A 12,426-nucleotide genomic window follows, 5' to 3' on the forward strand; every position below is an offset into this window, starting at 1 on the left:
GGCTTACTACTGCGGCTTTCCGACGAGTGCAAGCATAAAAAACGGCCCGGCGTCATTTTTTTGTCGTCGGGCCGAATTATCAAGTAAAATCAAGCTTCTTCGTCGTCGCCCGATACGCCGATGATGCCGGACATGTCGTCGTCGTCATCTTCGTCGTCGGTTTCGAGGAAGGTGTCGTCGTCATCGTCGATTTCGACATCATCGTCGTCGCCGAGATCGGGGATATCGTCGCCGTTGTTGTCGCCATCGGCATCTTCCAGCGAGACGAGTTCGACTTCCGTGTTTTCGGTATCGACTTCCGCCACTTCCTCTTCTTCAGCCTGTTCCATCTTGGCCTGGGCGGTGCTTTCCTCGAAGAAGGAGAGCGGCCAGGACTTGCCGGTGTAGGGAGAAACGACCGGATCGCGGTTCAGATCGTAGAACTTCTTGCCGGTATCGGGGTCTGTGCGCTTGGTACCAAGTTCCGCTTTTGCCACTGTCTAAGCCTCAAATTGTCGAATGAGTTTCGGTGTGTACGCCGTAAAACCGGCATAGACGGTAAAATTTATAGCCGGTCCCCTTAATCGTTGCGCTCTTTCGTGTCAAAGACAAACTTCGGGTGCCGCCCGCCTCGGCGCAACCCCTATGCGGGGATGCTGATATAAATATGAAGGCGTTGCGCACTCTATTATATGAATGACGAATGCACAGGCGGAAAGCTTCATGACCTTCACGATCGCCATAGACGGGCCGGCTGCGGCGGGCAAAGGAACCCTGTCGCGCAGGATTGCCGAGACCTATGGTTTCCACCATCTCGATACCGGGCTGACCTACAGGGCGACCGCCAAGGCGCTTCTGGATGCTGGCCTGCCGCTCAATGATGAGGCCGTGGCTGAGAAGATCGCGCTGGAAGTCGATCTTGCGGGGCTGGATCGCGCCGTTCTTTCCCGGCACGATATTGGCGAGGCCGCATCCAAAATCGCGGTGATGACGCCGGTGAGGCGCGCGCTCGTGAAGGCGCAGCAGCGTTTTGCCGCAAAGGAGCCGGGCACGGTGCTCGACGGCCGCGACATCGGCACGGTGGTGTGCCCTGAGGCGCCGGTGAAGTTTTATGTCACGGCCTCTGCGGATGTGCGGGCGCGACGCCGTTACGATGAAATTCTGGCCAATGGCGGCAGCGGCGATTATGATGCCATTTTCGCTGAAGTGAAAAAACGTGACGAGCGCGACATGGGCCGCGCCGACAGCCCGTTGAAGCCGGCTGAAGACGCGCACTTGCTAGATACGTCGGAAATGAGTATAGAGGCGGCGTTTCAGGCCGCGCGGGCGATCATCGACGCCGCCCTGAGGAAATAGGTTTTTCGCGGAACCGCTTCATTTCGGTCCGCGTTTAGTCCGGAATTGCCCGAAGACATGTCCTTGCGCCGGAAAGCCTTTTGAAAAGGCGGGCATGGGTTCGGGTATCAACAACACTAGCCCACCGGCGCTTTTGTATTCGCCCTAGTGCGGATGCAATCAGGAGATTTCATGTCAGTATCTACCCCCACGCGCGAAGATTTCGCAGCGCTTCTCGAAGAATCCTTTGCCTCCAACGATCTTGCCGAAGGCTATGTTGCCAAGGGTATCGTAACGGCAATCGAGAAGGACGTTGCCATCGTCGACGTCGGCCTCAAGGTTGAAGGCCGCGTACCGTTGAAGGAATTCGGCGCGAAGTCCAAGGACGGCACGCTGAAGGTCGGCGACGAAGTCGAAGTTTACGTCGAGCGCATCGAAAACGCCCTCGGCGAAGCCGTTCTGTCGCGCGAGAAGGCTCGCCGCGAAGAAAGCTGGGTCAAGCTCGAAGCCAAGTTCGAAGCTGGCGAGCGCGTCGAAGGCGTTATCTTCAACCAGGTCAAGGGTGGTTTCACCGTCGATCTGGACGGCGCTGTTGCCTTCCTTCCGCGTTCGCAGGTCGACATCCGTCCGATCCGCGACGTTACCCCGCTGATGCACAACCCGCAGCCCTTCGAAATCCTCAAGATGGACAAGCGTCGCGGCAACATCGTTGTTTCGCGCCGTACGGTTCTCGAAGAGTCGCGTGCCGAGCAGCGTTCTGAAATCGTTCAGAACCTCGAAGAAGGCCAGGTTGTTGACGGCGTCGTCAAGAACATCACCGATTACGGTGCGTTCGTTGACCTCGGCGGCATCGACGGCCTGCTGCACGTTACCGACATGGCATGGCGCCGCGTCAACCATCCTTCGGAAATCCTCAACATTGGCCAGCAGGTCAAGGTTCAGATCATCCGCATCAACCAGGAAACCCACCGTATCTCGCTCGGCATGAAGCAGCTCGAGTCCGATCCGTGGGATGGCATCTCCGCCAAGTACCCGGTTGGCAAGAAGATCTCCGGTACGGTCACGAACATCACCGACTACGGTGCATTCGTCGAGCTGGAGCCGGGCATCGAAGGCCTGATCCACATTTCCGAAATGTCCTGGACCAAGAAGAACGTACATCCCGGCAAGATCCTGTCCACGAGCCAGGAAGTCGACGTTGTCGTTCTCGAAGTCGATCCGTCCAAGCGCCGTATCTCGCTCGGCCTCAAGCAGACGCTGGAAAACCCGTGGCAGGCATTTGCCTACAGCCATCCGGCCGGCACTGAAGTTGAGGGCGAAGTCAAGAACAAGACCGAATTCGGTCTGTTCATCGGCCTCGAAGGCGATGTCGACGGCATGGTTCACCTGTCGGATCTCGACTGGAACCGTCCGGGCGAACAGGTCATCGAAGAGTACAACAAGGGTGACGTCGTCAAGGCTGTCGTTCTCGACGTTGACGTTGAGAAGGAACGCATCTCGCTCGGCATCAAGCAGCTCGGCAAGGATGCTGTCGGCGAAGCCGCTTCTTCCGGCGACCTGCGCAAGAACGCAGTCGTTTCCGCTGAAGTCATCGGCGTCAACGATGGCGGCATCGAAGTGAAGCTCGTCAACCACGAAGACCTCACCTCGTTCATCCGTCGCGCTGACCTTTCCCGTGATCGCGACGAGCAGCGCCCTGAGCGCTTCTCGGTTGGCCAGGTTGTCGACGCCCGCGTCGTCAACTTCTCGAAGAAGGACCGCAAGGTCATGCTTTCGATCAAGGCTCTGGAAATCGCTGAAGAGAAGGAAGCCGTCGCACAGTTCGGTTCGTCCGACTCGGGCGCTTCGCTCGGCGACATCCTCGGCGCGGCTCTGAAGAACCGCGGCGAATAATCGCTTCGATCCTTTGAAATGAAGAACCCGCCGGAATTTTCCGGCGGGTTTTTTGTTGGTTTCAGTTCGCACCGGCGAACGGGCAGCGGCGCGGTTCTCAGAGCATGCCGCTCATCTTCAGATAATAATTTTCCGCGCTGTCATCAGAAGCCACCGCCGTCAGGCTTTCCTGCGTGTCGATCCCGTCATTGGCGGCGATGCGCTCTTCTTTTTCGTCCTGAGCGTCGGAATTATCAGCGTCGGCTTCGGCCTCGCCGTCCGTCTCATCCTCGGAAAACGGGCCGCCTCCGCGCGGCGGCGTTTCCGATTCATAGTCCTCATCCGCCGGCGGATAGGCGACGAGCGGCAGCGGTGTGCCGTCCTTTACCAGAGCCGCGGCGATCAATGATTGCGAAGCCGATTGCTCCAGCATCGCCATTCTCGCTTCCGGGTCCAGCATGGCCCGAGGCAGCGGCTGGGTTTCGGGGCGATGGGCCGCAGTTTCCGTTTCCTCACCCGAGGGGCGGGCGGCGGCTGTTGCGAGGGCCGATTTTTCGGCGGGCTGATCATCGGGCGGTTGCTGCGCAACCCCCTGCGGCGCGGGCGGAGGCTCTTGCGTGCCGGTCGGCTTGAGCGGAAGTTTGCCGGCGGTGGCGGCAAGCAGCAGGCTGTTCACGGTCTCGGCCTCGTCTGCGAACAAACCGGATGGCGGGGTAAGGCCCGTGCGGATTTCTTTCTGCTCCGGCTTCATCGTCTCCCGATGCGGAAGGGCAGGGCGGGCTTCGCCGGTTTCGGCGCGGGGCGGATTTGCCGGGCGGGCCTCGGCCGATACTTCCTTCATCGCGCTGCCGGTTTGTGTCGGAAGCGGACGTGCCACGTTTTCGGCTCTTCCATCCGGCTTTGCGGCATTGGTCTGCGTATCATGTGTGTCGGCAGGCGGAGTAGAAAGCGTGGGCCGGGGGTCCAGTTGCGCCGTCAGCGCCGCCACCGTTGCTTTCATCGCTGCGCCACTGAGGGCGATCGGCCCGATGAGCAGAGGCAAGAGCCGGCTGACGGTGGCGGAATTCGCCGCCTGCGCTGTCGCGGCCGGCGACGGGCGCGCTTCCGCATTCTGGCCCGGTGCGTTCTGCTGTTTCGGCTGGGCCGATTGCGTGGGGGCGGAATTGGAGGAATTGTTCTGCTGATAGGAGGAAACCACCGCCTTTGCCGCAAGGTCCGTTCCTTTGTAACGGGAAAGCTCGATCAGCAGCGCGAGGCGGGCAGCATCCGGCCCGGTCGGCTGTTTCAGGATTTCGGCAAGCATCGAAAGGGTCAGGCCCTGCAGGGCCTTGCCGACCTGCTGTTCCAGCGCCAGGCGTTGTGGCGCGGGCAGGGTGCGGAGCGCCTCCGTCAGCCGCGTCACATAGGTTTCGATCGCTTCGCCGTCCCGCCGGGGCAGGTTCATCAGCTTGCCGAGCGCTTCCGCCAGAACGGCGGTGCTGCGCGAGAGCTGAAATTCGCTGGTAAGGGAGGCGATTGCCGCGCGGGCAAAAAGGCTGCTGTTTTCAGGGGCGGGAGTGTTTGGTTGCGGCGGCGTAGTCTGTTTCACCTGCTCGCGCGGTGTCAGTGAAACCGTGGTTCCATAGGCGGCATCGGTTGCCGCAATTTTCGGTACAGGCGGTAACATGCTGCGCTCCGTTTCTATCGGTGACCGCCGCTGGCTGCGAAAGGGCCAATCCCCATTGGCTCTGTGATCCGCTTCTGGCTTGAATGTTGAAAAATCGCCGCGCCGGTGATGGACAGGTGTCATCTCGCCCGCTCATGCGGGAGCGCCGTATACGCTTCTCACCGCAATGCCGGTTGCAGCGCATACAGAATCATCAGGCTCAATCTTGGCTTGCAGATATTAAGATTTGGCTAACCAAGGAATTGCGCGTCCGGTCAGGGCGAAACGCCGATGAACATGCGGTAAAGGCCGTTATCGTCGGAATTGACCGAGGAAATATGGTCGGGATCGCTGAGCGCCGTCTCAAAAGCTCCCGGCGGCATGGCATCGAGCCAGCTTGCCTTGGGAAGATTTCGATCCGGTTGAATGTTGACGGGGTCGATGAGGCTGTCTTCCTCAGCGGGCGCGGTGAAGGTCGCGTCATCCGGAACGAGCGACGGGGCGGCCATGGATAGCAGCGCCTGCGCCGCATTGGGTTCTGTGTCGTAAACGGCGTTGCCGGATAGGCCGGAAATATCGGTCATGTCTGAACTCACATCATGTTTCGCTCAAGCGACGATCGGAAGCGGCAATCATGCCGCCTTTTTCTTCAGCAGTTCATAAAGGCCATTGTCGTCGATCGAGATCGGCAAAATGGCGTTGCGGGTATCTTCGACAAGCGCCTGCGCATCGAGCAGTTTTTCGCCGTCGTCTTCTGCATCGGCCGGATTGGTGCCCGCGTCTGTCTCCGCAGGCTCATTTTCGTTTTCCGCCGGGGCGGCTTGCTCAGCAGGCGCAGCCGCAAGCACGGAGATCAGGGCCGTTTCCGACGATGTGTCGGCCGGCGCCTGCGGATCGACGCCTTCCGTTTTCTCGTCGCCGGAAGCATCGATATGCTCCTTCACGACGTCCTGGAGCTCCTGCACGTCTTCAAGCTTGCCCTGCGCATCGCGCGCCTGGATATCCTGTTCCCGCTCGGCCTTCACCTCGGCATCGTTGATTTCGCCGATACGATCCTTGCCGCGTTCGGCCTGCAACTCTTCCCTGGTTTTCGGATCGGCGACATCTTCGAGACGCTGGATGACCTTCAGGGTTTCACGCGTCATGAAGCGGGTGCCCTGCGCCTGTTCGTCCAAGGCATCCTTCACGGCGCGCGCCTCATCGCCATAGGGGTTGGCGATGGCGGAGATCATCTGCCGGGCGGAGACGCCCAGTTGTTTGAGGCCGGTCGATTCTTCCAGATCGTCGACATTTTTCGGCAGGGTCGCGCGCGCGGCCATGATGGCTTTCGACATCTGCTCGCCGAAATCCTCTTCCGTGCCTGTGAGGCCTGCACCCTTTGCGATGCGGGCGGCAAGGGCGGCCATCGGATCGGTCTTGCTGTTGACGCCATTGTTCAGCACCTCCACGACCTCAGCCTCGGAAACACCGAAGGATTTCAGGGAAATCTTCGTGGCTTTCCCCTGCGCATCGGTTTTTTCGAAACTGTCGGTCAGGGTCAGCGCATCCTGAAGTCTTCGCGCGAAGGAAAAGCTCGATTCGTCCTTTTCCTGTGTGATGCCCAGCGCGGAGGAAAAACGGGAGACAAGCGAGGCGAAGGCATCGGCATCCGGCTTCATGACGCCGAAGAGATAGGCGCTTATCTTCTCATTGGCGGCGCGCTGGCTTTCGTCCGGCTGCGGGTTCGTCTTGACCGCATCGTCCTTTTTGGTGCCGTGGGCCTTTTCCTGCTCTTCGCGCTGGCGTTCCTCGATGGTCTCGACCATCGAGCGCATGAGGCCGCTGACTGCAATGCCCGCCGTCTGCTGTAGCGGAGTAATCATCCCTCAAAGTCCCCGGCCGCCCAAAGTTGCGGCCGAGAATAGGCAATTCTGGTAAATCAGTGCTTAAAGCAGATGCGAGCTCGCTCAGCTATGGGCGAAAATATCGGTTTCTTCCCAGCCGAGGAGGTCGAGCTTGGCGCGCGTCGGCAGAAAGGCGAAACAGGCGTCGGCATGCTCGAGGCGGCCGTCACGCACGAGACGACCTGTCAGCTTGTCGCGCAGCGCGTGCAGGTGCAGCACGTCGGAGGCGGCATATTCTAGCTGCGCCGGAGACAGGGTCTCGGCCGCCCAGTCGGAAGATTGCTGGGCCTTGGAAATATCGACTTCCAGCATTTCCTTGAGGTTATCCTTCAGCCCGTGCCGGTCCGTATAGGTGCGGGTCAGCCGCGAGGCGATCTTGGTGCAGAAGACCGGCGTTGTCGTCACGCCGAAGGTGTGGAACAGAACGGCGATATCGAAACGGCCATAGTGAAAGATCTTCTGGCGGGCGGGGTCGGCAAGCATCCGGATGAGGTTCGGCGCTTGCCTCTGACCGGCGGCGATGCGAATGACGTCCGCGGTGCCGTCGCCCGGCGAAAGCTGAACGACACAGAGGCGGTCGCGGCGCGGCACCAGTCCCAGCGTTTCCGTATCGATTGCGATGGCGCCGGTGTAACGCGCGGCATCTTCGGCGGAAATATCGCCCTCGTGGTAACGGATGGGTGCTGCCATGTCCTGCTCCAGAAATTCCAGTTTCCTGCTCCGGCTATAACGGAAAGAGCGGCGGGACGATACCGTTTTATCGGCTCGCCCAGTGCGTCACGCCGCATGCCCTTGGCACTTGCCTTTGCGAAAGTCCCCGGGTTAGGGTCGGGAAATCCTTTCCTGACAAATCGCATGAATTCCCGATGACAAAGAAAATCTATCTCGCCGGACCGGAAGTCTTCCTCCCGAACGCGCGCGAAATGCTCGATCTCAAGGCCTCGCTGGCGCGGGAAGCCGGTTTCACGCCGCTTTCGCCGGGCGATCTGCAAATTCCGCCGGCGGATACCAGGGTCGGTCACGGCTGCAATATCAATGCCGTCGATGAGCGGATGATGCTGGAAGCGGATGCGGTGATTGCCAATCTCACGCCGTTCCGCGGCATCGCCGCCGATACGGGAACCAGCTATGAGCTGGGCTTCATGTGTGCGCTGGGCAAGCCGGTTTTCGCCTATACCAATGTCGCGGCCAATCACTTCACCCGCATCAAGGCGCATTATGGCAGCGTCGCCACCCTGGATGAAACGGGCCGTTATCGCGGGCCGGACGGGCTGTCGATCGAGAATTTCGACATGGTCGACAATCTCATGCTGCATGGCGGGATTTTGCGGCGCGGCGGCGTCATCATCGTTGGCGATGCTCCCGAAGAGGCTTTGTATACGGATCTCGAGGCCTACAGGCGCTGTCTCGCGGCGGCGGCCGAAAAATTACTGACACCGATTGACCCTGAAAAAACCAATAGAGTGGAGGCATCATCATGAGCGGAACCATCCTCATCACCGGCGCGACATCCGGCTTCGGACAGGCCACGGCGCGGCGCTTCGTCAAGGAAGGCTGGAAGGTCATCGGCACGGGCCGGCGGGCGGAACGGCTGGAGGCGCTTTCCGCCGAACTCGGTTCCGCCTTTCATGGCCTCGCCTTCGACATCACCGACGAGGAGGCGACAGGAAAGGCGCTGTCCGGATTGCCGGAAGGCTTCCGGGACATCGACGTTCTCGTCAACAATGCCGGTCTCGCACTCGGCACCGCCCCCGCACCGCAGGTGCCCTTGAAAGACTGGCAGACCATGGTGGACACCAACATCACCGGTCTCCTGAACATCACCCACCATCTGCTGCCAACGCTGATCGGGCGCAAGGGTATTGTCGTCAACCTCTCGTCTGTGGCTGCGCATTACCCCTATACGGGCGGCAATGTATATGGCGGCACCAAAGCGTTCCTGCGGCAGTTTTCGCTCGGCCTGCGTTCCGACCTGCATGGCAAGGGTGTGCGGGTGACATCCATCGAGCCCGGCATGTGCGAAACGGAATTTACGCTGGTGCGCACCGGCGGCAATCAGGAAGCCTCGGACAATCTCTACAAGGGCGTCAATCCGATCACGGCGGACGATATTGCCAACACCATCCACTGGGTCGCCTCGCAGCCCAAGCATATCAACATCAACAGCCTCGAACTCATGCCGGTCAACCAGTCCTTCGCCGGTTTCCAGGTCTATCGGGAAAGCTGATTTTCCCGCGATTTTGGGGAGTGCTGAAAAACCGGGCAGGAATTTTCGAGCTATGCAGAAATGCAATGCTGCATTGCGAGACTTGCTCTGTTAAAAATCACGGATACCGCTATATTCAAATCATCGAAGCGACGCACTCCTCCTCCCAGCGTTGCTCGATGTGGATCGGTGGTACTCCTCCTCCCAATCACCGATCAAGTTTGAAGCCTGCCGCACCTCCTCCCGCGGCAGGCTTTTTCCTTTTCTGGGCGTCTTTTCCTTGAATATTTTTGGCCGCCGACTTTCCGCGCACCGGCTCGGTGCTGAAGGCGGTCCGCAGTCTCCCCTTGGATTTCCGGGGGATTTTGAATTTCTGCGTCAAGGCAACGAGCGTTGAAATCAGGCGTGCGCCGATCACATTTTCGTTATGTCTAGATAAATTTGCACAGTTTTGTGGTGGCGTGCCTTGCCGGGCCATTGCTTACCCCCCGCCCTGTGTTTAAGCATGGGCAAAAGAACGCTTGGGAGGTTGCCGGCACGCCTGTGTCTGCGGCCCGAAAGCGGCGGGGAGAGAATGGCAGACTTTCAAGAGGCGCTGAAGCGGTTTCAGCCGATCGCGGTTTCATCGATCGCTGAAGACGAGTTCAGGTTGCGACTACGCGGCCTGCAGGCGCGAATGATCCAGCAAAATATCAAGGCGGTCTGGCTCGATGCATCATCGTCGCTGACCTATTATACCGGCCTGTCGCTTGGTCTTTCCGAGCGCATTCACGGCGCGCTGGTGCCGGCGGAAGGCGTGCCGGTCTATGTCAGCCCGACCTTCGAGGAGCCGAAGCTTCAGACACTCATCCGCATTGCGGGTGAGGTTGCCGTCTGGGAAGAGGATGAAAGCCCCTTCGACCTGATGGCAAGGCGCATTGAGGCGCTGACCTGTCCCGGCCATCTTGTCGCCATCGATCCCGCCACCCCCTTTGTCTTTGCATCGGCTCTCATGCAGCGTCTTGAAGGGCGCATCATTTCCGCCCAGCCGATGATCGTCGCCCAGCGGCAGGTCAAATCCGCAGCCGAGATCGCCATCATCCAGACGGCGATGGACGCGAGCTACGGTGTACAGAAGGCCGTGTTCGAGGGGTTGCGTCCCGGCGTTTCCACCACGGAAGTCGCCGATTTCGTCAATGCGGCGCATATTGCCCTTGGCCTGAAGCCACTTTTCGTGGCGGTGCAGTTCGGCGAGGCGACGGCCTATCCGCATGGCGTGCCCCATGCGCAGACGCTCAGCGAAGGCGATATGGTGCTGGTCGATCTCGGCGGCATTCTTCACGGCTATCGTTCCGATATCACCCGCACCTACGTCTTCGGCAAACCGACGGAACGGCAGCGTTTCCTCTGGAACGCCGAGCGCGACGCGCAGGCGGCGGCCTTTGCCGCAGCAAAGGTCGGCGCTGCCTGCTCGGATGTGGACAGGGCCGCGCGCGACAGCCTGAAAGCGGCCGGTTTCGGCCCGGATTATCAGCTTCCCGGCCTGCCGCACCGCACCGGCCACGGGCTTGGGCTGGATATTCACGAAGAACCCTATATCGTTGCAGGAAATGCCACGGCGCTGGAGCCGGGCATGTGTTTTTCCATCGAGCCGATGCTGTGCGTTTATGGCGAATGCGGCGTCCGTCTCGAGGATATAGCCTATATGACGGAGGCGGGACCGCGCTGGTTCTGCCCACCGGAGAAGAACCTCGACCGGTTGTTTCAACCGGTCGCCGGGTAATTGGTCGGGAGGCAAAGGACCGAACGGCGACACGGGGCTCCCGCGTCGCTGCTGACCAGAAGAGGTAGGCCCCGGGACGGGGCCGCAGGAACTCAGAAAAAGAGGGAAAGGACCACCAGATGAAAACGCTGACCCGCAGTTTGCTTATCGCCTCTGCGATTGCGATCACTTCCGCCATGCCCGCCATGGCGAAGACCTTCGTTTATTGCTCCGAGGCATCGCCGGAAGGCTTCGATCCGTCGCCCTACACCGCTGGCGGCACCTTCGACGCTTCCGCGCATCCGGTCTACAACCGCCTGACCGAGTTCAAGAAGGGCACGACAGAAGTTGAGCCCGGCCTTGCCGAAAAATGGGAAGTTTCGAGCGACGGTCTGGAATACACCTTCCACCTGCGCAAGGGCGTGAAGTGGCACTCCAACGACAAGTTCACGCCGAGCCGCGAATTCAACGCCGATGACGTGATCTTCAGCTACGACCGCCAGCGCGATGCGAAGAACCCGTGGAACCAGTATATCGCAGGCATTACCTACGAATATTTCAACTCCATGGAAATGCCGTCGCTGATCAAGGAAATCGTCAAGGTCGACGATTACACCGTCAAGTTCGTGCTGACGCGTCCGGAAGCGCCGTTCCTCGCCAATATCGCCATGCCTTTCGCCTCCATCGTGTCGAAGGAATATGCCGATACGCTGGAAAAGGCCGGCACCAAGGAAGACTTCAACAACCTGCCGATCGGCACGGGCCCGTTCAAGTTCGTCGCCTATCAGAAGGACGCGGTCATCCGCTACCAGAAGAACGCCGACTACTGGGGCGAAGCGCCGAAGATCGACGACCTGATCTTCGCGATCACGCCGGACGCGGCCGTTCGTCTGCAGAAGCTGAAGGCCGGCGAATGCCACCTAATGCCTTACCCGGCACCGGCCGATCTTGCCGCCATCCGCGCCGACAAGAACCTCAAGCTCGATGAACAGTCGGGTCTGAACGTCGCCTACTTCGCCTATAACACCACCGTTGCGCCTTTCGACAAGCCGGAAGTCCGCAAGGCGCTGAACATGGCGATGAACAAGCAGGCCATCATCGACGCCGTGTTCCAGGGCGCCGGTCAGGTCGCCAAGAACCCGATCCCGCCGACGATGTGGTCCTATAACGACAGCATCAAGGACGACGCATACGATCCGGAAGCGGCCAAGAAGGCTCTCGAAGCTGCCGGTGTCAAGGATCTGTCGATGAAGATCTGGGCAATGCCGGTTCAGCGTCCTTACATGCCGAACGCACGCCGCACCGCCGAACTCATCCAGGCGGATTTCGCCAAGGTTGGCGTCAAGGCCGAGATCGTCTCCTATGAATGGGGTGAATACCTCAAGAAGTCGACCGAAGTGAACCGCGACGGCGCCGTCATCCTCGGCTGGACCGGTGACAACGGTGACCCGGACAACTTCATGGGCGTTCTGCTCTCCTGCGCTTCGGCAGGCGAAGGCGGCACGAACCGTGCGCAGTGGTGCAACAAGGAGTTCTCCGAGCTGATTTCCAAGGCGAAGCAGGCGACTGACGTTGCCGAGCGCACCAAGCTTTACGAGCAGGCGCAGGTGATCTTCAAGGAACAGGCTCCGTGGGCGACGCTTGCGCATTCCACGCAGTTCGTTCCGATGTCCGCCAAGGTTTCCGGCTTCACCATGAGCCCGCTTGGCGACTTCACCTTCGAAAACGTCGACATCGCGGAATAATCCCAAACAACGGACGCGCG

12 protein-coding genes are annotated in these 12,426 nt (G+C 60.0%); 6 read left to right on the forward strand and 6 right to left on the reverse strand.

The features are described 5' to 3' along the window. Positions 1-89: 89 nt before the first annotated feature. Positions 90-476 carry a TIGR02300 family protein gene (locus EM858_RS20930; protein WP_003522472.1) on the reverse strand — a complete coding sequence of 129 codons (387 nt, stop codon included), beginning with the start codon at positions 474-476 and terminating at the stop codon, positions 90-92. Between the two features lie 199 nt (positions 477-675). Between EM858_RS20930 and cmk the strand changes: the two genes are divergently transcribed. Both cmk and rpsA read left to right on the forward strand, forming a co-directional pair. Next, on the forward strand, positions 676-1,335 hold the full coding sequence (gene cmk, locus EM858_RS20935; protein ID WP_164865506.1) for a (d)CMP kinase: 660 nt from the start codon (positions 676-678) through the stop codon (positions 1,333-1,335). A gap of 171 nt (positions 1,336-1,506) precedes the next feature. Next, positions 1,507-3,207 carry a 30S ribosomal protein S1 gene (gene rpsA / locus EM858_RS20940; RefSeq protein ID WP_003522474.1) on the forward strand — a complete coding sequence of 567 codons (1,701 nt, stop codon included), beginning with the start codon at positions 1,507-1,509 and terminating at the stop codon, positions 3,205-3,207. A 97-nt stretch (positions 3,208-3,304) separates the two neighbouring features. Here rpsA and EM858_RS20945 read toward each other — a convergent pair whose 3' ends face one another. From EM858_RS20945 to EM858_RS20960, 4 genes are all read right to left on the reverse strand, one after another. Then, on the reverse strand, positions 3,305-4,852 hold the full coding sequence (locus tag EM858_RS20945) for a hypothetical protein (RefSeq protein WP_127757855.1): 1,548 nt from the start codon (positions 4,850-4,852) through the stop codon (positions 3,305-3,307). Between the two features lie 254 nt (positions 4,853-5,106). Beyond that, positions 5,107-5,415 (reverse strand): hypothetical protein, encoded by a 309-nt coding sequence (locus EM858_RS20950; protein WP_127757856.1) that lies wholly within the window; start codon positions 5,413-5,415, stop codon positions 5,107-5,109. A 48-nt stretch (positions 5,416-5,463) separates the two neighbouring features. Next, positions 5,464-6,693 carry a hypothetical protein gene (locus EM858_RS20955; RefSeq protein ID WP_127757857.1) on the reverse strand — a complete coding sequence of 410 codons (1,230 nt, stop codon included), beginning with the start codon at positions 6,691-6,693 and terminating at the stop codon, positions 5,464-5,466. Between the two features lie 84 nt (positions 6,694-6,777). After that, the gene (locus tag EM858_RS20960; RefSeq protein ID WP_127757858.1) at positions 6,778-7,404 is read right to left on the reverse strand and encodes a ribonuclease D; all 627 of its coding nucleotides are present in this window, start codon (positions 7,402-7,404) and stop codon (positions 6,778-6,780) included. Between the two features lie 176 nt (positions 7,405-7,580). On the opposite strand from EM858_RS20960, the gene EM858_RS20965 reads away from it, so the two are divergent. Together EM858_RS20965 and EM858_RS20970 are read left to right on the forward strand one after the other, a co-directional pair. After that, positions 7,581-8,195, forward strand: a complete 615-nt coding sequence (locus tag EM858_RS20965; RefSeq protein WP_164865507.1) for a nucleoside 2-deoxyribosyltransferase — start codon at positions 7,581-7,583, stop codon at positions 8,193-8,195. After that, positions 8,192-8,941: an SDR family oxidoreductase gene (locus EM858_RS20970; RefSeq protein WP_003522480.1), complete on the forward strand. Its 750-nt coding sequence runs from the start codon at positions 8,192-8,194 to the stop codon at positions 8,939-8,941. Before EM858_RS20965 ends, EM858_RS20970 begins: the two co-directional genes overlap by 4 nt. A 187-nt stretch (positions 8,942-9,128) precedes the next feature. Here EM858_RS20970 and EM858_RS27215 read toward each other — a convergent pair whose 3' ends face one another. Continuing rightward, positions 9,129-9,398, reverse strand: a complete 270-nt coding sequence (locus EM858_RS27215; RefSeq protein ID WP_164865508.1) for a hypothetical protein — start codon at positions 9,396-9,398, stop codon at positions 9,129-9,131. 96 nt (positions 9,399-9,494) lie between these two features. Between EM858_RS27215 and EM858_RS20980 the strand changes: the two genes are divergently transcribed. Further along, positions 9,495-10,682 (forward strand): Xaa-Pro peptidase family protein, encoded by a 1,188-nt coding sequence (locus tag EM858_RS20980; RefSeq protein ID WP_127757859.1) that lies wholly within the window; start codon positions 9,495-9,497, stop codon positions 10,680-10,682. 119 nt (positions 10,683-10,801) lie between these two features. Continuing rightward, positions 10,802-12,406, forward strand: coding sequence for an ABC transporter substrate-binding protein (locus tag EM858_RS20985; protein ID WP_080819995.1), 1,605 nt, complete (start codon positions 10,802-10,804; stop codon positions 12,404-12,406). Positions 12,407-12,426 lie beyond the last annotated feature (20 nt).

Origin of the sequence: Agrobacterium sp. CNPSo 2736, from assembly GCF_004005385.1 — a bacterium.
Classification (GTDB): Bacteria; Pseudomonadota; Alphaproteobacteria; order Rhizobiales; family Rhizobiaceae; genus Agrobacterium; species Agrobacterium leguminum.

Coding starts and splice junctions, on each gene's coding strand:
- cmk (WP_164865506.1), top strand. CDS start 676: ATGACGAATGCACAGGCGGAAAGCTTCATGACCTTCACGATCGCCATA.
- EM858_RS20945 (WP_127757855.1), bottom strand. CDS start 4,852: ATGTTACCGCCTGTACCGAAAATTGCGGCAACCGATGCCGCCTATGGA.
- EM858_RS27215 (WP_164865508.1), bottom strand. CDS start 9,398: ATGGCCCGGCAAGGCACGCCACCACAAAACTGTGCAAATTTATCTAGA.
- EM858_RS20980 (WP_127757859.1), top strand. CDS start 9,495: ATGGCAGACTTTCAAGAGGCGCTGAAGCGGTTTCAGCCGATCGCGGTT.
- rpsA (WP_003522474.1), top strand. CDS start 1,507: ATGTCAGTATCTACCCCCACGCGCGAAGATTTCGCAGCGCTTCTCGAA.
- EM858_RS20955 (WP_127757857.1), bottom strand. CDS start 6,693: ATGATTACTCCGCTACAGCAGACGGCGGGCATTGCAGTCAGCGGCCTC.
- EM858_RS20950 (WP_127757856.1), bottom strand. CDS start 5,415: ATGACCGATATTTCCGGCCTATCCGGCAACGCCGTTTACGACACAGAA.
- EM858_RS20970 (WP_003522480.1), top strand. CDS start 8,192: ATGAGCGGAACCATCCTCATCACCGGCGCGACATCCGGCTTCGGACAG.
- EM858_RS20985 (WP_080819995.1), top strand. CDS start 10,802: ATGAAAACGCTGACCCGCAGTTTGCTTATCGCCTCTGCGATTGCGATC.
- EM858_RS20965 (WP_164865507.1), top strand. CDS start 7,581: ATGACAAAGAAAATCTATCTCGCCGGACCGGAAGTCTTCCTCCCGAAC.
- EM858_RS20960 (WP_127757858.1), bottom strand. CDS start 7,404: ATGGCAGCACCCATCCGTTACCACGAGGGCGATATTTCCGCCGAAGAT.